The organism is Martinezella rhizogenes (genome assembly GCF_007002745.1).
Lineage (GTDB): Bacteria > Pseudomonadota > Alphaproteobacteria > Rhizobiales > Rhizobiaceae > Agrobacterium > Agrobacterium cucumeris.
In genome coordinates, this window is record NZ_SGNY01000002.1 from 829,815 (window position 1) to 851,122 (window position 21,308).

Consider the following 21,308-nt stretch of genomic DNA (forward strand, 5'->3'; position numbering starts at 1 on the left):
CCAAAAGTCTGAATAGGCGCGCATCCGCGCCCTCCCCCTATCCGAAGGTGAATGACCATGACCGATGAAAAAACCGTACCCGTCTTCGACGGCCACAACGATGTGCTTCTGCGGTTATGGCGGTCGGGCAATGCCTCTCCCGAAACCCTGCTCATCGAGGGTGACACGGTTGGCCACATCGACCTGCCACGCGCCAGGAAGGGTGGGCTGGCCGGCGGCCTCTGCGCCATCTACGTGCCGTCGCCAAGCATGGAGAAGGACGCCAACGGCGATTTTTCGACACCGGCAGAAGCCGATGCGCTGAAGGCGACGCTCTCCATGGCCGGCCTGCTGTTCCGCGCCGAGAAACAATCCGCCGGCGCACTGAAGGTTTGCCGCACCGCCGCCGATATCCGCAGCGCCATGGCATCGGGCGCTTTTGCCTCGGTCTTCCATATCGAGGGCGCGGAAGCGATCGGCGCTGATCTGGATGCGCTGCACGTGCTCTACGAGGCAGGCCTTCGCACGCTCGGACCGGTCTGGAGCCGCCCGAACATTTTCGCCTATGGCGTTCCCTTCCGGTTCCCCTCGACGCCGGATATCGGCCCCGGCCTCACCGATACCGGCAAACGACTGGTGAAGACCTGCAACGAACTGAAGATCATGGTCGACCTGTCGCACATGAACGAGCAGGGTTTCTGGGACATCGCCAGGATTTCAGACGCACCGCTCGTCGCCTCGCATTCCAACGCCTATGCGCTGTGTAACCACAGCCGCAACCTGACGGATCGCCAGCTGGATGCCATCCGCGACACGGGTGGTCTTGCCGGCATCAATTTCGGCGTTTTGTTCCTGCGCCAGGACGGCGTGAAGAACCCGAATACCGATCTGGGCGAACTCGTCCGCCATGTCGACTATATCGTCAACCGCATCGGCATCGATCACGTGGCCCTCGGTTCGGATTTCGACGGCACCACCATTCCCGCCGCCATGAAGGATGCGGGCGATCTGCAATTGCTGGTCGAAGCCCTGCGCAAGGGCGGCTACGACAACGAGGCGCTTGCCAAGATCTGCCACGGCAACTGGGTCCGCGTGCTGGAAAAAACCTGGGGCGCATAAGGCTCAGCGTAAAATCCATCTCCGGCGCGGAACGCCGGAGATATGAAGCGGCAGGCCCTTAAGCCTTTGCCGCTTTTTTCTTGCCGCTCGCCCGGAAGGCCAGAAGCCCGGCAACCACACCGATCATCGCCCATTTCATCGGCAATACATCCGCCGTTTCACTGCGGATCGGCAACACGGTCACTGTGCCCGGGCGGGATTCATAACCCATCTGCCCTTTTGCCTTGGCCTCCGCAATCTGCTGCGGCGAAACGACCCATTCGGCACCGCGCATCTTGTCCACTGCCATGTATCCGCCGCCCGCCACGAGGGCGACGACGAGCGAAAGCGCTATTCTTGTGGGCGTGTTCATCTGCATCTCCTTCAATCAAAAGGAGCGTGTAATGGCATCAAACGCCACCACCAAGCAACCGCAGCGCTCAATTTGATATCTTTCGGAACAATCCGGCAAATCATGCATTTCATAGTTGCATTTCTGCCTTTAGGATTGGCGAAAATCCACCGACGAGCGGGCCAAACTCTACATCGACACTTCATGCTTTTCTGCTAATCACATTTCCTCAACCGAAACGAATTAGCGACACATTCCTGTGGTTCGCCAAGCTGGGAATGGGCGCTGGATAAAGCAAATGGCAGACAAGAGCGAAATCACACAAACCGATGTCGCGGAATCCGCGGTTGAAAGCTTCATTGCCCGAAACCGCCCCTATCTGACCGCGATCGCCATCACGCTCGTCTTCGTGATGATGACTTTCGCCATCTATCACCTGACCTCGGAGGTGCGTTATGACGACGTCATCGACGCGCTGACGCAGACCTCGGCTTCGGCGGTTCTGCTTGCCATTTTCTTCACGGCGCTCAGCTTTCTGGCACTGATACTCTACGACGCCAATGCGATCGAATATATCGGCCGCAAATTGCCGCTGCCGCCCATGGCGGCGACAGCTTTTGCCGCTTATGCCATCGGCAATACCGCCGGTTTCGGCCCCTTGAGCGGTGGCGCCATCCGCTTTCGCGCCTATTCGCGGCTTGGGCTGTCGCCCGGTGAAATCGCCCGCGTCATCGCCTTTGTCACGCTGTCCTTCGGGCTTGGCCTGCTTTCGGTCAGTGCCATCTCCACCTTCATCGTCGCACCACGCATCGCCGCCATTATCGGCGTTGATGCGCTGATCCTCAGAGGGGCGGCGCTCGCCGTCATCGCCGTTCTCGTGGTTGCCGCCTATATCGGGCGCAACGGCCGCACGATCCGTCTCGGCGCATGGCGTCTTCGCCTTCCCGACAGCCGCACATCGTCGCGTCAGTTCCTCGTCTCGGCTTTCGATATCGCCGCCTCCGCTTCCGTGCTTTACGTGCTGCTGCCCGACACGCATCTCGGCTGGCCGACATTTTTCGCCATCTACGCCACTGCCGTCGGCCTTGGCGTCCTCAGCCATGTGCCGGCCGGTCTTGGCGTCTTTGAAACCGTGATGGTCGCAGGGCTTGGCAACGCCATCAGCGTCGACCAGCTGCTCGGCAGCCTTGTTCTATACCGCGTGATCTATCACGTCCTGCCGCTGGTGGTCGCCATTCTGGTGATGCTGGTCTCGGAGATGAAGCAGTTCGCCGCAAAGCCTGTCGTCTCCGATATCAGCCAGCTTGCCGTGCGGCTCGCACCGCCGCTGCTATCCACCTTCGCGATGATCCTCGGTACCATGCTGATCTTCTCGAGCGTGACGCCGACGCCCGACAGCAATCTGGATTTCCTTTCCAATTTCGTGCCGCTGCCGATCATCGAAGCCGCGCATTTTCTCACCAGCATTCTCGGCCTTGTGCTCGTCGTCGCCTCACGTGGCCTCGGCCAGCGGCTTGATGGAGCCTGGTGGATTGCGCTGGTCGCCGCCTCGCTGGCGCTGGTTCTCTCCATCCTCAAGGCCATCGCCGTCTTTGAAGCCGCTATCCTCGGCGTCTTCATCATCGCACTCGCCGCCAATATGCGCAGCTTCAACCGCCATGCCTCATTGGTGAAGCAGGCGCTGGGGCCAAGCTGGCTCGCCGCCATGGCCGTCATCGTCGCCGGCGCGGCAACCATCCTGCTCTTTGTCTATCGCGATACGGATTACAGTCAGACCCTGTGGTGGCAGTTCGAATTCTCCGAAGAAGCGCCGCGCGGTTTGCGCGCCCTTCTCGGTCTCGTGCTCGCCTCATCCACCATCGCCATCTTCAGCCTCATGCGGCCGGTGGCCTACAGGCCGGATGCGATCGAGCCCGAAGACGTGGTAAACGCAACCGGCATCGTCATGAAACAGGACGCCGCCGACGCAAACCTTGTGCGCATGGGCGACAAACACGTGATGTTCTCCGAGAGCGGCAACGCCTTCATCATGTACGGCATTCAGGGCCGTTCCTGGATTGCCTTTGCCGATCCGGTTGGCGACGAGGAGGATTTTCCCGATCTCGTCTGGCAATTTGTGGAAGCCGCCCGTTCGGCGGGCGCACGCGCCGCCTTTTATCAGATTTCGCCTTTCCTGCTCTCCCATTGCGCCGATGCTGGCCTGCGCGCCTTCAAGCTCGGCGAACTGGCACTGGTCGACCTCACCGCATTCGAACTGAAGGGCGGCAAGCTCGCCACCCTTCGCCAGTCGCTGAGCCGCGGCGCGCGCGACGGGCTGACCTTCGAGGTTGTCGAACAATCGCAGGTGCCGGATATTCTCGATGAATTGAAACAGGTCTCCGATGGCTGGCTTGCGCATCACAACACGCGGGAAAAACGCTTCTCGCTCGGTGCTTTCGAACCGGATTACATCCTGTCCCAGCCCGTTGCCATTCTTCGCAAAGATGGAAAGATCACCGCCTTTGCCAATCTGATGGTGACGGAAACGAAAAAGGAAGCCACCGTCGATCTCATGCGCTTTTCGGCGGATGCGCCGCGCGGCGCGATGGATTTCCTCTTCGTCAGTATCATGCAATATCTGCGTGAGGCGGGTTATGAGAGCTTCAATCTCGGCATGGCGCCCATGTCCGGCATGTCGAAGCGCGATGCAGCGCCCGTCTGGGATCGCATTGGCAGCACGCTGTTCGAACACGGCGAACGTTTCTACAACTTCAAGGGCCTTCGTGCGTTCAAGACGAAGTTCCACCCGAAATGGGAACCGCGTTACCTTGCCGTTCAGAACGGCGCAGACGCCGCGCTGGCGCTGATGGACGCAACGGTTCTGATCAGCGGCGGCGTCAGAGGAGTGATCGGAAAATGAGAAAATCCACCATGATGAAGGCGGTCATCGCCGCTTCCGCCCTGTTCGCCTCTACCTCCGTTTTTGCGCAGGACAAGCCAGCCTATGAGACCGGCATGATCCCGGCCGAGCACATCATGGTACCAGACGGCGATATTCTCGCCAGCGTCTTCCTGATTTCCGACGCGGACGGCTGGACAGCCGCCGACGAGACCCGCGCCAAGGCGCTGGTCGCAAAGGGTGCCGCCGTGGTCGGTATCGACTTCAGGGAATATCTGAAGGCGCTCGAAGCCGATGACGACGAGTGTATCTACATGATCTCGGACATCGAGTCGCTGTCGCAGCAGATCCAGCGCACCGCCGGCACCAGCAGCTATCGCCAGCCCATTCTCGCCGGCATCGGCAAGGGCGGAACGCTGGCGCTGGCAATGATCGCGCAAAGCCCGGTCTCCACCGTCCGCGACGCCATCGCCGTCGACCCCAAGGCGGGCCTGCCGCTCGAGAAGATACTCTGCACGCCCGCCACCAAGGACAAGGTGGATGGCGAAACGGTCTATGGCCTGACCGACGGTCCGCTGCCGGCGCCCGTCAGCGTGCTGTTTACGCCCGCTGCGGACCAGAAGGGCCGCGACCACGTCAACGCACTCGTCAAGCTGCATCCCGATATCGACGTGACTGACGTGGAGGACAAGGCGGACGAAATTCTGACACAGACCCTGTCCGACCAGATCGACGCCGCCGGCGACACCGACAGCCCGCTCGGCCTGCCGATCAAGGTTCTCGAAACGAGCCCTGTCATGGACACCATGGCGGTGATCTATTCCGGCGACGGCGGCTGGCGCGATCTCGACGAGGAAGTGGGCGGTGCGCTGCAGAAACAGGGCATTCCCGTGATCGGCGTCGATGCCCTGCGGTATTTCTGGAAAGAAAAGCAGCCACAGGAAGTGGCAAGCGACCTTGGCCGCATCATCGACACCTATCGCAAACAGTGGAAGGTTCGCAACGTCGTGCTGATCGGCTATTCCTTCGGTGCCGACATCATTCCTGCAACCTACAATCTTCTGCCGGAACGCGCGAAATCCCACGTCGTGCAGCTCTCGCTGCTGGGCCTGTCGACGGAAGTGGATTTCGAAATCTCCGTTCAGGGCTGGCTTGGCGTGGCTGGCGAAGGCAAGGGCGGCAAGACGGTGGATGACATCGCCAAGATCGATCCGAAGCTGGTGCAGTGCGTATATGGCACGGAGGAGGAGGATGAAGACCCCTGCCCCGGCCTGAAGGCGAAGGGTGTGGAAACCATCGCCATTGAAGGCGGCCACCATTTCGACGAAGACTATGAGGCACTCGCAAAGCGGATTGTGACATCGCTGAAGACCCGCCTGCCCAAATAGAGTATTTTGACCTGAGGGGCTTCGGGAGAATTTCCGAAGCTCCGAACATGAATTTGCAGGCTCCCTCCCCGGAAACATCATCTCCCGCAGCCTTCAGCCCCGGTTGAATGACCGGCGGCAGTTCGAAACCCGTCTTCGATCGCCACCCACGCTTGCGGAATCGATTAAATTATTATTCAAAAGAACCCGGCCGGCGGCGAATGTTCATGGCGTTTCCTCAACCATGCTTCTGTTGATTGCCAACCATGGATTTTATATTTTCGGACCGGTTCAGGGAGCCGCCGCATGCCCGCCTTAAAGCGCAAGACAAAAACACCCGTCCTCGTGGAACGCATCGACCAGTTCGTCGCCGGCGTCAGAGAAGCGATGAAAAGCAGCGACGCTGTGCGGAACAAGAAAATCCGCGATCTGTGGGACGCTGAAGTCCGCTACCATTTCGACAATGGCCGCACTGAAAAGACGCTCGAACTCTACATCATGAAATATCGGTATGCGCTGAAGGCCGAGTTCGGCCCAAAGAGCACACCGCTTGCCATCTGCAACATGAAAAAACTGCGCGAACGGCTGAATACCTATATCGAGCGGGCCGACTATCCGAAAACCGGCGTGGCGACATCCATCGTCGAAAAAATCGAGCGGGCGGAATTCAACACCGCCGGCCGCAAGCCCACGGTTCTTCTGCGCATCGCGGACTTCATTGCAGCAATGAACGGCGTGGCCAAAAAAGAGGAAATGCAGGCCCTCTGGAATGCTGAACTCAGCATCATGAAGGACCGGGCGCAGACGACGATCATCTCCTACATCACCAAGTACCGCAATGCGATCCGCGAAGCCTTCGGTGATGATCACCCGATGCTGAAGATCGCAACCGGCGATGCCGCGATGTATGACGACGCCCGCAAGGTCAAGATGGAAAAGATCGCCAACAAGCATGGCGCCCTGATCACATTCGAAAACTACCGGCAGGTTCTGAAGATCTGCGCCGATTGCCTGCAGTCAGCCGATCCGCTGATGATCGGCATAGGCCTGATCGGCATGACGGGACGACGTCCTTACGAGGTCTTTACCCAGGCCGAGTTTTCCACCGCCCCCTATGGCAAGGGCGTTTCCAAATGGAGCATCCTGTTCAACGGCCAGGCCAAGACGAAACAGGGCGAAGGAACGAAATTCGGGATCACCTACGAAATCCCGGTTCTTGCCCGCTCCGCCACCATTCTCTCCGCTTATGAACGCCTGCGCGCAAGCGGTCAGGGAAAACTGTGGCACGGCATGTCGATCGACGATTTTTCGTCAGAAACCCGTCTGCTGCTCCGGGACACGGTTTTTAACCTGTTCGAGGATTTCTGGCCGAAGGAAGAGCTTCCCAAGCCCTATGGGCTGCGGCACCTCTATGCCGAGGTCGCCTATCACAATTTCGCACCGCCCCACGTCACCAAGAACAGCTATTTCGCTGCCATTCTCGGACATAACAACAACGACCTTGAAACCTCGTTGTCCTATATGACCTACACGCTGCCCGAAGATCGCGACGATGCGCTGGCCCGCGCCAAGCGCACGAATGAGCGGACATTGCAGCAAATGGAAAGCATTGCGCCGGTTTCCCGTAAGGCATAGTGCGCGAGCCGCGGATTTCGGTCCCGCGGCTCGTCGTTTCTACCATCAAACCCGCTCATCACCCGATGTGCGGTAAAGCAGGGTCAACACGGTCAGCAACAAACCAGTCAACGCGACCGAGCCGAAAATGTAGAAATTCCATTCCGGCGCGAGACCGCGTTGCAAAACGAGGCCGCCGATCATCGGGCCAGCGATGCCGCCGAGCCGGCCGACCGCCAGCGAAAAGCCGAGGCCCGTGCCGCGAATATGAACAGGGTAAAGCCGGCCGACCAGAACATTGGCAAGGATCTGGGTTCCGATCGTTCCGGCACCGGCAAGCGCGACGAAGACATAGAGCAGCGGCCCCTTGTTCACCGTCAAAGCCCAGATAGAGGCGGCACCGATGGCAAATAGCACCGCGACGACCACCTTGACGTTGCCCTTATCGGCAAACCGCCCGCCAATGAGGATGCCGATCGCGGCCCCGACATTGAGCATGATCGAGAAGCTGAGCGCCGAGCTGATATCATAACCCATCTTGTTCATGATGGTCGGCAGCCAGTTGACCATGCCGAAGGTCAGAAGCAGCGAGCAGAAGTGAATGCCCCAGGCATTCAGCGTCGAAAGCAACCGGCCTTCCGAAAACAGCGCGCCGACGCCACCCTTTTGAATTTTCGCATGGGGCACGATGCGTTGCAGACCGTAGCTGTCGCAAATGCCGTCTGCCTCCGATTGCCGGCCTTTGCTTGCCAGCCATTCCGGCGATTCCGGCAGGAACCGCATGAATATCGGCAGAAGAACAAGTGGCAGACCACCGATCAGCATCAAAGGTCGCCAGCCATAGCTCTCCAGCAGGAGAATACCCATCAGACCGGAAATAATGCCGCCGATGAGATAGCCGAGGAAAGACAGGGAATTGGCCTGCGCCCTGCGGTGCGGCGGCGAGAATTCCAGCACCAGCGCGGTCACTGTCGGCAAAAGCGCGCCCAGGCCGAGACCGGCAAGGAAGCGCGTGATTTCAAAAGCCAGAAAGTTCGGCGTCATGGCCGAAGCAATCATCATCGATGAAAACCCGGCAAGGCTGATGAGCACGACCTTGCGGCGGCCGATACGGTCCGCCATGGTGCCGGCAAACAGCGCGCCGAGCAGCATTCCCACCAGCGTCAGCGCCGCAGCGCGACCGACCATGGCAGGGTTGAGCGCCCAAGCGCCCTCTTTCAACAACGCCGGCGCAACCGCGCCGTAAACAACCAGATCGTATCCGTCGAACATGATCATCAGACCACATGTCGCGATGACGCCAGCCGGGTTTTTCGTCCGCACCGAGGCGGCGCTCATATAATTCGTGGACATCTTCCTCCCTTTCACGCCTGAACGCGCTATCCGGAATGGATTGCGTCTCCCGTTCCTGGCGATAGCTCCGCGAGTGCCCGGCCTGCTCCACCCTGATATGTGTCCCGCTCCTGTCAAGACACATATCGCCGATATCACCCGTCTCCGATTAAATATTGCATTTGCAAAAATTGCAAATGCAATATTGATGATTGTCAGGCCCCAGGACCCGACGGAAATGTCAGTCAGGCTTCAGCCCGGAAATCCTCGATAGTGTTGGCGTCCAGTGCAGAATACGAACGCTCTTATAGACGCCGTGAACGACAAACGGATCGGCAGCGCTGAAGGCAATCATATCTTCAATGCAACGGGCTTCAGCAATGACGAGTGCGGCAGATGACCCGCCGCTTTCCGCCTGCATGGGGCCGGATGCCAGAATTTTGAACCCCAGGGGCGCGGTCTCCTCACTGCGCAAATAGGCCTTGTGCGCGTCCATCTGCGCCGTCCGCTGCTCCGCGGCGGCGGGGTCGCTTTCGGCAAAGCGAACATAGAAACCTGTCTGGTTGCCCGTGCTCATCGGGCAAGCACGAAATCATGGTTCACCGACCAGAACCACTCGCCGATGAAATCCAGTTGCCGGGCCTTTTCCGCATCCTCCACCCGTTGGAAATCGGCCAGCAGGCTCTCCTTCACGCCGAACACTGCATCCGAACGGATATAGGGATCATCCGGATCGAAAATATGCGTGACGAGCGTAGTAAAGCCTTCTGCCGAAACGATATAATGCAGATGCGCCGGCCGGTAGGGATGACGCCCCATGGCCCGCAGCAATCGCCCGACCGGGCCGTCATCCGGGATCGGATAATATTTCGGCTTCGTCGCCCGGAACCAGTAGCGCCCGTCCTCGCCGGTAACGAAAACACCGCGCAGATTGAAGTCGGGCTGAATACCCTTCTGCTGCACGTCATAGAAACCTTCATCATTGGCCTGCCAGACATCGATGCGCGCGCCGGCAACCGGTGCGCCTTCAGTATCGAGAATACGGCCGGTCACCACCATGTCCTCGCCCTTGCCATCGAGGCAGATATTGGCGCCCATCGGCATTTCCGGCGCATCAGCCACATGGAAAGGGCCGAGAACGGTGGATTCCGACGCGCCGCTCGGCTTACGGTGATTGATGGCGTCAACCAGCATGGAAACACCGAGAATATCGGAAAACAGGATCCACTCCTGCCGCCATTCATTGCAGATCTGGCCGACCTCGGTGAGAAAATGGATAGCCTTCATCCATTCCTCCTCGGTCGGTTCGATTTCCTTCACCGCCTCATGCAGCTTGCGGGTGACGACGGCCATGATCTCCTTCAGGCGCGGATCGTCACAGTCACGCATACGGGCAATCACCGTCTCCGCCGAACGCTCCTCGACGAAATAGCCATCATCGCTGGTCATCTTCGTATCCGTCATGTCTTCCTCCCATCACTCCGGCCGCGCGCCGTCAAAGGCGCGCTGCAACAGGTCGCGGATCGCGGTTTTTTCGATTGGCCGCGGGCACCAATAGGGATTGGCCGTCGCAAGCTCGGCCATGGGGTCGAGATCGCTCTGCTGCACACCAAGCGCTGCGAGGCTCGATGGTGCGCCAAGTCGGGCGGCAAAGTCGTGAAGCCCAGCCCCGGCTCTGCCGCCGACAAGTGCGGCGAGCGGCGCGAGCAGATCGGGCACCGCCTGCTCCACATAGGCAACGGTGTGCGGCAAGAGCACCGCATGGGTTTCGGCATGCGACAGATCGAGACTACCGCCCAGCGTGTGGCAAAGCTTGTGATGCAGGGACATGCCGACGGCGCCGAGCACCGTGCCGCACAGCCACGCACCATAAAGTGCCGTCTCGCGCGCCGTAATATTCTTCGGATCGGCCTTCACGCCGGGAAGCGCCTCGACCATTGCCCGCAATCCCTCCACCGCTATCAGGCTGGCGATGGGGTTTCGGTCCCCAGCATAGAGCGCCTCAGCCGCATGGGCCATGGCGTTCAGTCCGCTTGTCATGCTGATAGCCACAGGCAGCCCCAGCGTCAGTTCCGCATCGTAGATCACGACCTCAGGCAGGATTTCCGGCCCGCGCATGGTGGTCTTCACCCCGTTTTCCGTCTGGCCAAGAATGGGCGTCACCTCGGAACCGGCATAGGTGGTTGGAATGACGATCTGCGCCGCATCGGTGCGCAGCGCAATCGCCTTGCCGAGACCGGTGGTCGAGCCGCCGCCGAGCGCAACGACACAATCCGCATTGGCGGCGCGGTAGTCTTCGACCGCCCTCTTCGTCACCTCAACCGGCGTGTGCATGGCAGCCTCGGAGAAGATACCGACCGCGAGACGACCGAGCCGTGCGGCGAGCGCTTCCGCATCGCCCTTCTGCTGTGGCGTGGAAAGCACCAGCGCCCGCGACAGGCCAAGGCGGCGAATTTCCTCCGCCACCCCCGTCGAGCTGCCCGCTCCGAAGACGATGCGGGCAGGAGCTGCCATGTAGACGAAGGGCTGCATGGCTCAGGCCCCGTCGAGCTTGAACAGGCGGCGGGCATTGGTGCGGCCGATCTTCACCCGATCGGCTTCCGCAATACTCATCGCGTTGAACCAGTCGGAGGCGTGATCGATATTCTCGAATGGCCAGTCGGTGGAAAACAGGATGCGGTCGGCACCGATTTCCAGAATGGCGTCGATCAGCGTCTGGGTGCGGAAATTGCCCGACGTCGTGATGTGGAAATTCTCGTTGAAATAATCCACGAAACGGCGCTTGGCCGGATAACGCGGCGGCAGCTTCACCCAGGCATTGCGGTGGTCGATGCGCCACATCATGTAAGGCAGGCCCTCGCCCATATGGCCAAGAATGATGTTGAGGCGCGGATGTTCGTCAAACAGGCCCGACGCCATGAGACGCAGCGCATGAACAGCCGTTTCCTGCGCAAAGGCCCAGGTAGGCCCAAGCAGCCAGGGATGGCCGTCATAGATGCGCGAATCCTGCGGCAGCGGATTGCGCGGATGCAGGTAAAACGGCACGTCGAGCTTCTCGAGCTCTCCCCAGAAGGAGCGATATTGCGGCAGGTCGTAATAAAGCGGCGTCTGGCCGTCGCCCTCCTGGCTGAAACCGTTGACGAGCGCACCGACGAAACCGAGATCGTTGACACAGCGCTGAAGTTCCTCCGTCGCCGCATCCGGGTCCTGCAAAGGCAGGGCGGCGAAAGCCAGGAAACGATCCGGCCGCTTGGCGCATTCTTCGGCAAGCACGTCATTGGCGCGCCGCGCAATCTCGATCGCCTTCTTCTTGTCCGGAATAGCCTGCACCGCCGGCGCATTCAGCGACAGGATCATGGTTTCGATGCCATGCGCATCCATCAGCTTCAGGCGCGTATCCTGAATGTCGAGCAGGCGGTGCTGCAGCTCCTTCCAGTAGTCACCGGGTACGAAACCGGCCGAATCCTGAAGGGTTTCCGGGATTGCGAAATGCTCCTCGAGAGCGACCTTGCCTTGCATGTTGTTTCCTCCGAAATTGCTGTTCATGTGCCGCCAGATGCGCGGTCAATACTGGCCCTTGGGTTCCAGCCCGAGCATGCTCTGGCCGATCATCGTGCCCACGGCATCCCAGTTCATGCTGATGTGGCGGCCGACCGCATTGGCATCGCGCCAGGCCCGCTGCACGGGGTTGGCAAGATCGAGCCCGACGCCGCCGGTGGAATCGTTCAGCGCCTGCACGGCGCGCAGCGCCAGCGACACCGCAAAGGCCTGGCCACGACGGCTCAAAAGACGGTCATCCACGCTGAATTCCGCCCGACCTTCGATCCGGGCCTGCGCCAGCACCTGCGCGCGCGCCACATCGCGCAGCAGGATTTCGCAGGCGGCATCCACGCTTGCCGCCGCTTCGGCAACGCGCAGTTGAATGGTCGGGAATTCGGCCATGCGGTTATTGCCACCGGCCACCGCACCGCGCGTCACCCGGCCACCGACATGGTCGACATAAGCCGCAAGCGCCCCCTTGGCCGCACCAACACCGGCCGCCGCGAGACAGGAAGGAATGCCGGTCAGAAGCGGCATGTTGAACAGGCCTTCCCCGGCATAATATTGCCCGCCGGGCGTCTTGCCGCTCGTGGCGTCCGGGAAGGTCAGAACCCGATGCTTGGGGACGAAGACATCATCGAGAACCAGCGTCTTGGAGCCGGTGCCGGCCAGCCCCACCACATGCCAGGTATCTTCAATGACATATTGGCTGGCGGGAACGAGCAGGAAAGCGGGAACCGGCCTGCCCTCACCCTGCGGCGGCAGAATGGCGGCGCAGAGCGACCATTGCGCATTTTCGCAACCCGAAGCGAAGGCCCATTTGCCGCTGAGGCGATAACCGCCCTCGGCGACGTCAGCCATTTTCACCGGTGCGTAGGAACCACATAGCAGCGCGTCAGGGTTTTCACCCCAGACGTCGGCCTGCGCCTCTTCCGGAAACATCGCCAGCAGCCATTGATGGGCGGAAAGCAGGCCAGCCACCCAGCCCGTCGACGCACAGGCAGCCGAAAGCTCGATATTGGCCTCGACCAGTTCAGCGAATTCACCGCCCTTTCCGCCAAAGGCACGGGGTTTGACGATGTCGAAATAACCGATACCACGCAGCGCCTCGATATGGCTGGCGGGAACGCGCCGCGCCTCTTCCGTCTGGCGGGCGCTCGCCCGGAAAAGATCGGCTATGCCAGCAACGCGGCCGGTGAGGTGAACACGCGGGGTCGTTTGCGCCGGTTGCGGCGCATGGCTCATATCGTTCATGATTGTCTCCTTCGGAAAGGTACTTGGTCGGTGGCTGACAGGCCGGGAAATATCAGGCTGGCAGACTTGCCGGACTTGCGGCGCAATATTGGGCGTTTTCGTAAAGCAGCGGCCGCGTCGTCTCGCTAACATCGGCCGAAACCACCTGCCCGATGAACACGGTATGCGTTCCATAGGGCATAGCAGCCACCCGACGGCAGGCGATGGCCGCATGGGCGGTTGGCAAATAGAGGACGCCGTTTTCGTGGCGCTGCCAGTCACCATTGCCGAAGCGCTCCTCCGGCGAGACCTTGCCGCTGAACGCATCCGAAAGCGCGATCTGATCCTGGGTCAGCACATTGACGATGAAATCCGGCCGGCACAGCAGCAATTCATGCAGCAAGGTGCGATTGTTCAGACAAACCAGAAGAGAGGGCGGCTCCATCGAGACTGACGTGACGGCCGTTACGGTCATGCCATGATCACGCTGATCGCCGGAAGCACAGGCAGTGATAACCGTCACGGTTGCCGGAAAACGGCGCATCGTCGTGCGAAAAGTCTGGCCGACGCCTTCCGGTGCAAGGTTGCTCAGGCCGAACAGTGCTGATGTCATGAGATCCTCCCAAATCCTGCATTCTTATTTATTTGCGTTTGCAACATTTGTCAACGCAAATGTTTTTTGTCATTTCAGACGGCGAGGCAGCCGCGCATTCCCCGGTCTTCTGGAGCGAAGCTATTGAAACGGATGGATTGTGCCGGTACAGCCGATAGGCGCACATCAGCATCTGCGCAGATGGTTCTCAAACGGGGATTTGCTTCGTGTCTTATCAGTTCACCGACTCGGTACCCTACCTGCTCAACTGGGTGGGCGTTCGGCTTGGCGAGCGTTTTTCGCTGAGACTGGCCTCCTATGACATCACTCTGCCGATGTATCGCGTGCTGGCGACACTGAGACAGCAGGAGAGCAAGACACTGACCGAGCTTTCGGACATGGTGTCGGTGGAGATTTCCACGCTATCCCGGCTGGTGGGGCTGATGGTCCGGCGCAACCTCGTCAGCCGCGAGCGGCCGGCCGACAATGCCCGCATCGTGCGCATCACGCTGACGACAAAAGGCAAGGAATTGGCCGACGAGCTGATGCCCATCGCCGCGATGTTCGAAAAAACCGCGATCGAAGGTCTCGATCCCAATGAGGTAAAGCTTTTCAAGAGCATCCTGCGGCATATCGGCCGCAATATTGCCGGCCTCTGACACCGGCACCCCGCTCGCCTTGCGATCTTTACGTGCAATGTACTTGCAATGACCGGTTCCTATCCCTGCGGAAATCCACCGCAGCTGAAAGGAATTCCCATGTCCGACAGATCGTCACTTGCAGTCCCGGCAGCGATCATCCTCATCGCCGCCGTATCGGCCGTGCTCACCGCCTGCGCCTCGACGGTCATGAAAAGCTATATTGGCGCGCCTATTACCAGCGTGATGCTGGACTACGGACCGCCGGACAATATTTACAGCATGGGTCCCGGCCAGCAGGCTTACCAGTGGCGCAAGAACAAGACACAGGTCGTTGCCGGATCATCCAGCGGTGAAGTGCGGTCGACCCGGCATGGCGAACGTTACGAAGTGTCGGAAACGCCGGGTTATGTCGAACGCATCGATTGTTTCTATACATTCTACACCCGCAATTCCGGGAGCGAGTGGTATGTGACGAGCTTCCGGCAGCCTTCGCTTGAATGCGAATGATCGTTTCGGGATTTCGTATCTCCCCCCGGCCCCGCCCGTTTCGCGCCATGCGCTGTTTTACCGCCGCTTCCATGTTGAAAGCGGCGATATTCTTTTGAACTCTCCCTGGAATCTGTCATCGGATCGGCCGCTCAGAAACGATAGTTCAGGCCGGCCTTGATGACATGATCGGTCACATCGGTTTTTGACCGCCCGCTCGAGGTCGTCGTGGTGACATTTCCGGTGCTCACATAATTATATTCAAACTTGGCCGACAGACCGCCACCAAAGCTCTGTTCCAGACCTGCTCCCAGCAGATAGCCCTGTTTCCAGCCATCGGGACCGTTAACGCCATTCGTATCCTTGAATTTCGTCGTGGTCAGGCCGGCGGTGCCGTAAACGAGCGTGCGGTCAAGCGCAACACCGGCCTTCAGCTTGGCCGCACCCCGGAAGCGCTCTCTCAACCGACCGTTCGGCACGCGTGCTTCGTTTCCAAGATAGGATCCTTCCAGTTCCGCGCCGACAACGCCGGAGCCGAACTGGAAGTTATAGCCGGCCTGTACGCCACCCGTCAGACCCCGGCCGCTGGCCAGCGGATTAAATTTGGGGGAGGCGATGCCGCCATGGGCACCGACATAAGCCCCGCCCCAGGAAAAGGCCGGCGGATTGGCATAGTCGAATTGCTGCGCATTATAGTTGGTAAGATCAGCCGAATAGGCACTGGTTGCGACCATGACGGCAGCCGTTACGGTGACAAGCGATTTTGCGATGAACGACATTAAATGACTCCAGACGAAACCGATGCGCCATGCTCTGACGGCTGCAGGGTTTCCGTTCGCGTTGAAGAACCGGAAACCGGCTCCCGTTGATCTCCTGTGCGGATGGGCTCAGCAGATACGGTCATTTTCCCCACGAGAATTACGTCTGGATTGCATGAAACGAATTTATTGAAAAATAATCCAGTAATTTAATATAGTTAAATGAAATTCCTTAACTAAATTGTAAGAAATTTCCCCATGCCGGCGCAGCCTGATGCCTGATATTTCTAGACAACGGTAACAGCCTTATCGCGCAAAATTATCGATCGAATTTCCAGCCGAACACCAAAGCCGGGATCAAGGTCGAGGAACGTAACCCGGCCGCGATGAAGCTCCGCCGCCTTCTGGACCAGGTTGAGACCCAGACCGGCACCGGAAGAGTTCGTATTGATGCGATGGAACGGTTCAAATACCTGCTCGCGTTCCGCAACGGGTATGCCCGGTCCCTCGTCACAGACATCTATGGTTCCCGCTGCGCCAATCCGGATGACGATTGCGCCTTTGCCGCCACCATGATCGATGGCATTGCGAATGAGGTTGACGACCGCCATCTCGATGATCGAGGTCTGGACCGTGAAGAGAGCCTTTCCTTCGCTGGGTTCGAAATCGAACTCATAACCGGCATCCATCGCAATCGGCGCAAGATCGGTCGCGATGCGTTCGACGAGAACGTTCAGATCCTGCTCTTCGGCAGGCAGTTCCACCGCGCCCACCGCCTGCATTTCGAGAAGCTGGTGCGCGACGCGGGTGAGGCGGTCGATATCTGCCCGCAGCTGCCGACTCAGCTCGTCATCGGGGAGAAGATCGGCCCGGACGCGCGCAATCGCAATCGGCGTCCTCAGTTCATGGGCGGCATCGGCCAAAAAGCGGTTGCGGCGATTATAGCCTTCGTCCAGTTTCGAGAGCGCAACATTGAAAGCATCCACCAGCGGAATGATTTCATTCGGCACCTTCGAACGATCGATCCGCGCGGAGCGGTTTTCGAAATTGATCGATTGTGCCTCGGCTACCGTTTCCATGAGACCGCTCAGCGAACGGCCAACCGCACGGGGCGTCACCAGCAATGTCGCAATACCCGTCAACAGCAGCATGGGCACGACGGCGACAAGGATGATGAAGCCCACGCCGGGCAGAACGGTCAGCCAGCGGATGGCACCATCGGCATCCTTTTCGAGATCCAGTTGCACATTGATCCACAGACTGATGCCGTCATTCGGGAAACCTTTTTCCGTCCCGGCAATGAACTGCAGCCGCCCGGCCGGCGTATCGCGGTTTTCCATGGTGGCCCGGACTGTTTCCCCGGCCTCCAGACGCGCCCTTTCGATGCCCCGGGGAAACACCGCTTCCAGAGCAGGTGCCGGGACATCCCCATATTGCAGGACGATTTCGTCGGCGTCCCGCACGACAAACCAGAGATTGGGGTAGCGCTGCTTCAGCGCCTCCAGATCGGGTGTCGCCGACACCTGTGGCCGGCCCTGCCCATCCTTTGTCACGCTTTCCGCAATGATGCGCGCGGCCTCTTCATTGGCGCCTTCCAGCCGCGGATCGATGATCCAGATCCAGCCGACGAGGAGAATGACGAAAAGAACGAGAAAAAATGCCTGCAAGGCGAAAAGGCGCTTCATCAGCCCCCATCGCAGGGATCGGTTGCGCTCCGGTCTCATGTTTTTGCCCGGATGAGATAACCGATATTGCGCACGGCTCTTATCTCCACCGTCGCTTCCGCCTGCGCCAGCTTCTTACGGATGCGCGAGATATGCGCATCGAGCGCATTGGACTCGATCTCATCGTCAAGCGTATAAACCGCTTCGATCAGGCTCGACCGTGTCACGATGCGGTTCGGACGCCGCATCAGCGCTTCAAGGGCCAGATATTCCCGACGCCGCAGCTCGAGGACGGAACCCGCAACACTGACTTCATTGCTTTTCGGATCGATACTGAGATTTCCGAAGCTGGTATATTTGTCGGAAATCGAAGGGCCGCGCCTGTGAAGGGCCCTTAGGCGGGCAAGCAATTCCTCGATTGCGAAAGGCTTGGCGAGATAGTCATCCGCCCCCGCATCCAGCCCATCAACCCGGTGATCGACGCTTCCAAGCGCCGTCAGAACCAATATCGGTACGGAATGTTTCCGGCGGCGAAGCGAGGATACGAGGCTCAGTCCCTCGCCATCAGGCAGGCGGCGATCCAGAACCAGCACATCGTAGGAGCCATCCCGCGCAAGGGCATCGGCATCGCTGATGGTGCTGACATGGTCGGCAAGCACATCACGCCGGCGCAGGGCCTCGAGCAGCGCACGCGCCATTTCGGGTTCATCCTCAAGAAGCAGGATTCGCAATGACTTTCCCCCAAAGACGAACTCTTGCCATCCTCACCACTGTTCGGTGAAGGTTGCAGGTAGATTGCAGGCGGGCCGGCCCTTCTTCTTGTAGCACCGCAACCAACATAATCCGACTGGCATCGCAGGTGTTTTGGCGACTCCACTTATTGCTGTCCCGTGTGTCGTCCGGGCATGTTGTGATCAGCAAACAGTCGTCAGGCCTTGGGGTTTGGCCTGTATCCGTGTCTCGCATAAAAGCGGTCAAGCTCGCGCTGCTGCGGCACCTCGCCGGTATAGATCGCGATATAGTCCGCAATCCTTCCCATCCGCACCGCCACATCTTCCTCGACCTGCATGGAAATGTAACCGATCTGCACGAGATAAGTGGTGCGGGCGCGCACGTCTGCCGTATTTTCAGGGTGGCCGAAACGCATGAACATGCGCGAAAGCGCCTCCATTCTCACCTGGTCGGCTTTGCGAAGCTCGGCAAGAATATCATCGGACTGCAGCGCCCAACTGCGAACCGCGAATTCGAATTTGCTGTCAAAAAGCGAGGAATCCAGCCAGCAATCGAAAACATTCAGCATCGCCTCGGCCAGGGTTTCCGCATAGGCCTCCGATTGCCTGAGGATACTTCCCGTGTTCTTCTCGCGCCAGCGGGATAACAGCGCCGCCAGCAATTCCTCCCGGTCCTTGAAGAACCAGTAGAAGCTGGTGCGCGAGAGATTGAGCTTTTTCGCCAGAGGCAGGATCTTGACGGAATCCACCCCGGATTCCAGCAGCGCCTCGTAGGCAGCCTCAAGCCAGCCCTCCTGCGATCCACGCCAACCGGTTTCATTCAATGTCGCTTCCATGACAATTGCGTAGCAAATCAGTCCCTGCACGACAAGGCAAAGCGTACACTCTTGTCGAACTCACAAACACCAGTGTTTTCTTAATTGACACATATGTACATTTTCTCTTAGCCTTGTGTCATAACCGTTTTGGAGCAGGCACATGTCGAACGATCCCCTTCTTCAGCCCTATCAGCTCAAGCATCTGACGCTGCGCAACCGCATCATCGTCACCTCCCACGAACCCGCCTACCCCGAAGACGGCATGCCGAAAGGGCGCTACCGCGCCTATACAGTCGAGCGGGCCAGGGGCGGCGTGGCGCTGACGATGACGGCGGGCTCTGCCGCCGTATCGAAAGACAGCCCGCCTGTTTTCAACAATCTCTTGGCCTACAAGGATGAAATCGTTCCGTGGATCCGGGAAATGACCGACGCCGTGCATGAGGCCGGTTCGGCGATCATGATCCAGCTGACGCATCTTGGCCGCCGCACCCGCTGGGACAAGGGCGACTGGCTGCCGGTCCTCGCGCCATCGCATCAGCGGGAAGCAGCGCACCGCGCCTTTCCGAAGAAGATCGAGGACTGGGATATCGAGCGCATCATCAAGGATTTCGCCGACGCTGCCGAACGAATGAAGGCGGGCGGCATGGATGGCGTGGAACTGGAAGCCTATGGCCACCTCATCGACCAGTTCGTCTCACCCCTGACCAACGAGCTTGAAGGCCCCTATGGCGGCTCGCTTGAAAACCGCATGCGCTTCTGTCTCGACGTCTTCAGGGCGATACGCCAACGCGTCGGCGACGATTTCATCCTCGGGGTTCGTTACACCGCCGATGAATGTCTTGAGAACGGCACCGGCAAGGCGGAAGGCATCGAAATCTCCAGACGGCTAAAGGAGAGCGGCCTGATCGACTATCTCAACGTCATCAGGGGGCATATCGACACCGATCCCGGCCTGACCGACGTCATCCCCATTCAGGGCATGGCCAGCGCGCCGCATCTTGATTTCGCAGGCGAAATCCGCGCGGCGACCAGCTTCCCCATCTTCCATGCCGCCAAGATCCAGGATGTCGCCACCGCCCGGCATGCGATTGCCGCCGGCAAGGTCGACATGGTCGGCATGACCCGCGCCCACATGACCGATCCGCATATCGTCCGCAAGATTATGGAAAAGCGGGAGGAGGACATCCGCCCCTGTGTCGGCGCCAATTATTGTCTTGATCGCATCTATCAGGGCGGCCTCGCCTTCTGCATTCACAATGCGGCAACCGGCCGCGAGGAAACCATGCCGCATGAAATCACCCGGGCTGAGAAAAGCCTGAAGGTGGTGATTGTCGGCGCTGGCCCGGCAGGCCTTGAAGCCGCAAGGGTCTGCGCCGAGCGCGGCCACGCGGTCGTGGTCTTCGAAGCCGCAAGCGACCCCGGCGGCCAGATCCGCCTGACCGCACAGAGCGAACGCCGCCGCGAAATGATCGGCATCATCGACTGGCGCATGAGCCAGTGCGAGAAGCTCGGCGTCATCTTCCATTTCAACAGCTGGGCGGAGGCGGATACGGTTGTCGCCGAAAAACCCGACGTGGTGATTATCGCTACCGGCGGACTGCCGCATACCGAGGTGCTTTCGAAGGGCAACGAGCTGGTCGTCTCCGCATGGGATATCATTTCCGGCGACGTCAAGCCGGGCACCAATGTTCTCGTCTATGACGATGCAGGCGACCACACCGGGCTTCAGGCCGCCGAATTCATCGCCAAGGCGGGCGGCAAGGTCGAGATCATGACGCCGGATCGCTCTTTCGCCCCGGAAGTCATGGCCATGAATCTCGTGCCCTATATGCGTTCGCTGCAGAAATACGACACGACATTCACCGTCACCTACCGGCTGGAGGCGGCGGAAAGAAGCGGCAACCAGATCATCGCCCATGTCGGCAGCGATTATGGCGGCGTTTCGAAACAGCGCGTTGTCGACCAGATCGTCGTCAATCACGGCACAATCCCGCTGGACGAGCTTTATTTCGAGCTCAAGCCCGGCTCAAAGAACCTCGGCGAAATATCCTATGACGCGCTGATTGCGGGCGCGGCCCAGACCGTCGAGCGCAGTCCTGCCGGCGCTTACCGGCTGTTCCGGATTGGTGATGCAGTCGCAGCGCGCAACACCCATGCGGCAATCTATGACGCGCTGCGCCTCGCAAAGGACCTCTGAGAGAGAGAGAGCTGCCCGGTGGCAGCCT

At 59.6% G+C, this 21,308-nt stretch carries 19 protein-coding genes; 7 read left to right on the forward strand and 12 right to left on the reverse strand.

What is annotated here, in order from left to right; genetic code table 11:
* The first annotated feature begins 57 nt into the window (after positions 1 to 57).
* A complete protein-coding gene (locus tag EXN68_RS09740; RefSeq protein WP_142840593.1) occupies positions 58 to 1,098 on the forward strand; it encodes a dipeptidase in 1,041 nt (346 codons plus the stop codon).
* Between the two features lie 58 nt (positions 1,099 to 1,156).
* Here EXN68_RS09740 and EXN68_RS09745 read toward each other — a convergent pair whose 3' ends face one another.
* Positions 1,157 to 1,450 (reverse strand): hypothetical protein, encoded by a 294-nt coding sequence (locus EXN68_RS09745; RefSeq protein ID WP_142840594.1) that lies wholly within the window; start codon positions 1,448 to 1,450, stop codon positions 1,157 to 1,159.
* A 277-nt stretch (positions 1,451 to 1,727) separates the two neighbouring features.
* Here EXN68_RS09745 and mprF point away from each other — a divergent pair, with 277 nt between their 5' ends.
* From mprF to telA, 3 genes are all read left to right on the forward strand, one after another.
* Entirely contained in the window at positions 1,728 to 4,328 is a 2,601-nt protein-coding gene (gene mprF, locus EXN68_RS09750; RefSeq protein WP_142840595.1) for a bifunctional lysylphosphatidylglycerol flippase/synthetase MprF, read from the forward strand.
* Positions 4,325 to 5,695: a virulence factor gene (locus EXN68_RS09755; protein WP_142840596.1), complete on the forward strand. Its 1,371-nt coding sequence runs from the start codon at positions 4,325 to 4,327 to the stop codon at positions 5,693 to 5,695. The genes mprF and EXN68_RS09755 overlap by 4 nt, the downstream gene beginning before the upstream one ends.
* Before the next feature lie 285 nt (positions 5,696 to 5,980).
* Complete coding sequence (gene telA / locus EXN68_RS09760) at positions 5,981 to 7,309, forward strand: telomere resolvase TelA (protein ID WP_142840597.1); 1,329 nt, start codon at positions 5,981 to 5,983, stop codon at positions 7,307 to 7,309.
* 45 nt (positions 7,310 to 7,354) lie between these two features.
* Here telA and EXN68_RS09765 read toward each other — a convergent pair whose 3' ends face one another.
* The 7 genes from EXN68_RS09765 to graD form a co-directional block, all read right to left on the reverse strand.
* On the reverse strand, positions 7,355 to 8,641 hold the full coding sequence (locus EXN68_RS09765; protein ID WP_161991270.1) for an MFS transporter: 1,287 nt from the start codon (positions 8,639 to 8,641) through the stop codon (positions 7,355 to 7,357).
* A gap of 220 nt (positions 8,642 to 8,861) precedes the next feature.
* Positions 8,862 to 9,197, reverse strand: coding sequence for a YciI family protein (locus EXN68_RS09770; protein WP_142840598.1), 336 nt, complete (start codon positions 9,195 to 9,197; stop codon positions 8,862 to 8,864).
* On the reverse strand, positions 9,194 to 10,084 hold the full coding sequence (graB, locus tag EXN68_RS09775; RefSeq protein WP_142840599.1) for a hydroxyquinol 1,2-dioxygenase: 891 nt from the start codon (positions 10,082 to 10,084) through the stop codon (positions 9,194 to 9,196). Before graB ends, EXN68_RS09770 begins: the two co-directional genes overlap by 4 nt.
* A gap of 12 nt (positions 10,085 to 10,096) precedes the next feature.
* Positions 10,097 to 11,152 carry a maleylacetate reductase gene (locus tag EXN68_RS09780; RefSeq protein WP_142840600.1) on the reverse strand — a complete coding sequence of 352 codons (1,056 nt, stop codon included), beginning with the start codon at positions 11,150 to 11,152 and terminating at the stop codon, positions 10,097 to 10,099.
* A gap of 3 nt (positions 11,153 to 11,155) precedes the next feature.
* Positions 11,156 to 12,139: a gamma-resorcylate decarboxylase gene (gene tsdA, locus EXN68_RS09785; RefSeq protein ID WP_142840601.1), complete on the reverse strand. Its 984-nt coding sequence runs from the start codon at positions 12,137 to 12,139 to the stop codon at positions 11,156 to 11,158.
* Between the two features lie 45 nt (positions 12,140 to 12,184).
* Positions 12,185 to 13,414, reverse strand: a complete 1,230-nt coding sequence (gene graA, locus EXN68_RS09790) for an FADH(2)-dependent resorcinol hydroxylase oxygenase component (RefSeq protein WP_142840602.1) — start codon at positions 13,412 to 13,414, stop codon at positions 12,185 to 12,187.
* A 52-nt stretch (positions 13,415 to 13,466) separates the two neighbouring features.
* The gene (graD, locus tag EXN68_RS09795; protein ID WP_142840603.1) at positions 13,467 to 14,006 is read right to left on the reverse strand and encodes an FADH(2)-dependent resorcinol hydroxylase reductase component; all 540 of its coding nucleotides are present in this window, start codon (positions 14,004 to 14,006) and stop codon (positions 13,467 to 13,469) included.
* A gap of 206 nt (positions 14,007 to 14,212) precedes the next feature.
* Here graD and EXN68_RS09800 point away from each other — a divergent pair, with 206 nt between their 5' ends.
* Together EXN68_RS09800 and EXN68_RS09805 are read left to right on the forward strand one after the other, a co-directional pair.
* Positions 14,213 to 14,644 carry a MarR family winged helix-turn-helix transcriptional regulator gene (locus EXN68_RS09800; protein WP_142840604.1) on the forward strand — a complete coding sequence of 144 codons (432 nt, stop codon included), beginning with the start codon at positions 14,213 to 14,215 and terminating at the stop codon, positions 14,642 to 14,644.
* Between the two features lie 99 nt (positions 14,645 to 14,743).
* Positions 14,744 to 15,133: a hypothetical protein gene (locus EXN68_RS09805; protein ID WP_142840605.1), complete on the forward strand. Its 390-nt coding sequence runs from the start codon at positions 14,744 to 14,746 to the stop codon at positions 15,131 to 15,133.
* A 131-nt stretch (positions 15,134 to 15,264) separates the two neighbouring features.
* Here the strand turns inward: EXN68_RS09805 and EXN68_RS09810 are convergent, their stop codons facing one another.
* From EXN68_RS09810 to EXN68_RS09825, 4 genes are all read right to left on the reverse strand, one after another.
* Positions 15,265 to 15,891 (reverse strand): outer membrane protein, encoded by a 627-nt coding sequence (locus tag EXN68_RS09810; protein ID WP_142840606.1) that lies wholly within the window; start codon positions 15,889 to 15,891, stop codon positions 15,265 to 15,267.
* A 266-nt stretch (positions 15,892 to 16,157) separates the two neighbouring features.
* Positions 16,158 to 17,555 (reverse strand): sensor histidine kinase, encoded by a 1,398-nt coding sequence (locus tag EXN68_RS09815; protein ID WP_193559511.1) that lies wholly within the window; start codon positions 17,553 to 17,555, stop codon positions 16,158 to 16,160.
* A 35-nt stretch (positions 17,556 to 17,590) separates the two neighbouring features.
* Positions 17,591 to 18,265, reverse strand: coding sequence for a response regulator transcription factor (locus EXN68_RS09820; protein WP_110756374.1), 675 nt, complete (start codon positions 18,263 to 18,265; stop codon positions 17,591 to 17,593).
* 197 nt (positions 18,266 to 18,462) lie between these two features.
* The gene (locus tag EXN68_RS09825) at positions 18,463 to 19,101 is read right to left on the reverse strand and encodes a TetR/AcrR family transcriptional regulator (protein ID WP_161991271.1); all 639 of its coding nucleotides are present in this window, start codon (positions 19,099 to 19,101) and stop codon (positions 18,463 to 18,465) included.
* A gap of 142 nt (positions 19,102 to 19,243) precedes the next feature.
* On the opposite strand from EXN68_RS09825, the gene EXN68_RS09830 reads away from it, so the two are divergent.
* Positions 19,244 to 21,280, forward strand: coding sequence for an NADH:flavin oxidoreductase (locus EXN68_RS09830; RefSeq protein ID WP_142840609.1), 2,037 nt, complete (start codon positions 19,244 to 19,246; stop codon positions 21,278 to 21,280).
* Positions 21,281 to 21,308 lie beyond the last annotated feature (28 nt).

Bases quoted from the DNA above. Each gene is read 5' to 3' on its own strand.
- EXN68_RS09740 (WP_142840593.1), top strand. From the start codon at position 58: ATGACCGATGAAAAAACCGTACCCGTCTTCGACGGCCACAACGATGTG.
- EXN68_RS09745 (WP_142840594.1), bottom strand. From the start codon at position 1,450: ATGAACACGCCCACAAGAATAGCGCTTTCGCTCGTCGTCGCCCTCGTG.
- mprF (WP_142840595.1), top strand. From the start codon at position 1,728: ATGGCAGACAAGAGCGAAATCACACAAACCGATGTCGCGGAATCCGCG.
- EXN68_RS09755 (WP_142840596.1), top strand. From the start codon at position 4,325: ATGAGAAAATCCACCATGATGAAGGCGGTCATCGCCGCTTCCGCCCTG.
- telA (WP_142840597.1), top strand. From the start codon at position 5,981: ATGCCCGCCTTAAAGCGCAAGACAAAAACACCCGTCCTCGTGGAACGC.
- EXN68_RS09765 (WP_161991270.1), bottom strand. From the start codon at position 8,641: ATGTCCACGAATTATATGAGCGCCGCCTCGGTGCGGACGAAAAACCCG.
- EXN68_RS09770 (WP_142840598.1), bottom strand. From the start codon at position 9,197: ATGAGCACGGGCAACCAGACAGGTTTCTATGTTCGCTTTGCCGAAAGC.
- graB (WP_142840599.1), bottom strand. From the start codon at position 10,084: ATGACGGATACGAAGATGACCAGCGATGATGGCTATTTCGTCGAGGAG.
- EXN68_RS09780 (WP_142840600.1), bottom strand. From the start codon at position 11,152: ATGCAGCCCTTCGTCTACATGGCAGCTCCTGCCCGCATCGTCTTCGGA.
- tsdA (WP_142840601.1), bottom strand. From the start codon at position 12,139: ATGCAAGGCAAGGTCGCTCTCGAGGAGCATTTCGCAATCCCGGAAACC.
- graA (WP_142840602.1), bottom strand. From the start codon at position 13,414: ATGAACGATATGAGCCATGCGCCGCAACCGGCGCAAACGACCCCGCGT.
- graD (WP_142840603.1), bottom strand. From the start codon at position 14,006: ATGACATCAGCACTGTTCGGCCTGAGCAACCTTGCACCGGAAGGCGTC.
- EXN68_RS09805 (WP_142840605.1), top strand. From the start codon at position 14,744: ATGTCCGACAGATCGTCACTTGCAGTCCCGGCAGCGATCATCCTCATC.
- EXN68_RS09810 (WP_142840606.1), bottom strand. From the start codon at position 15,891: ATGTCGTTCATCGCAAAATCGCTTGTCACCGTAACGGCTGCCGTCATG.
- EXN68_RS09815 (WP_193559511.1), bottom strand. From the start codon at position 17,555: ATGAAGCGCCTTTTCGCCTTGCAGGCATTTTTTCTCGTTCTTTTCGTC.
- EXN68_RS09825 (WP_161991271.1), bottom strand. From the start codon at position 19,101: ATGGAAGCGACATTGAATGAAACCGGTTGGCGTGGATCGCAGGAGGGC.
- EXN68_RS09830 (WP_142840609.1), top strand. From the start codon at position 19,244: ATGTCGAACGATCCCCTTCTTCAGCCCTATCAGCTCAAGCATCTGACG.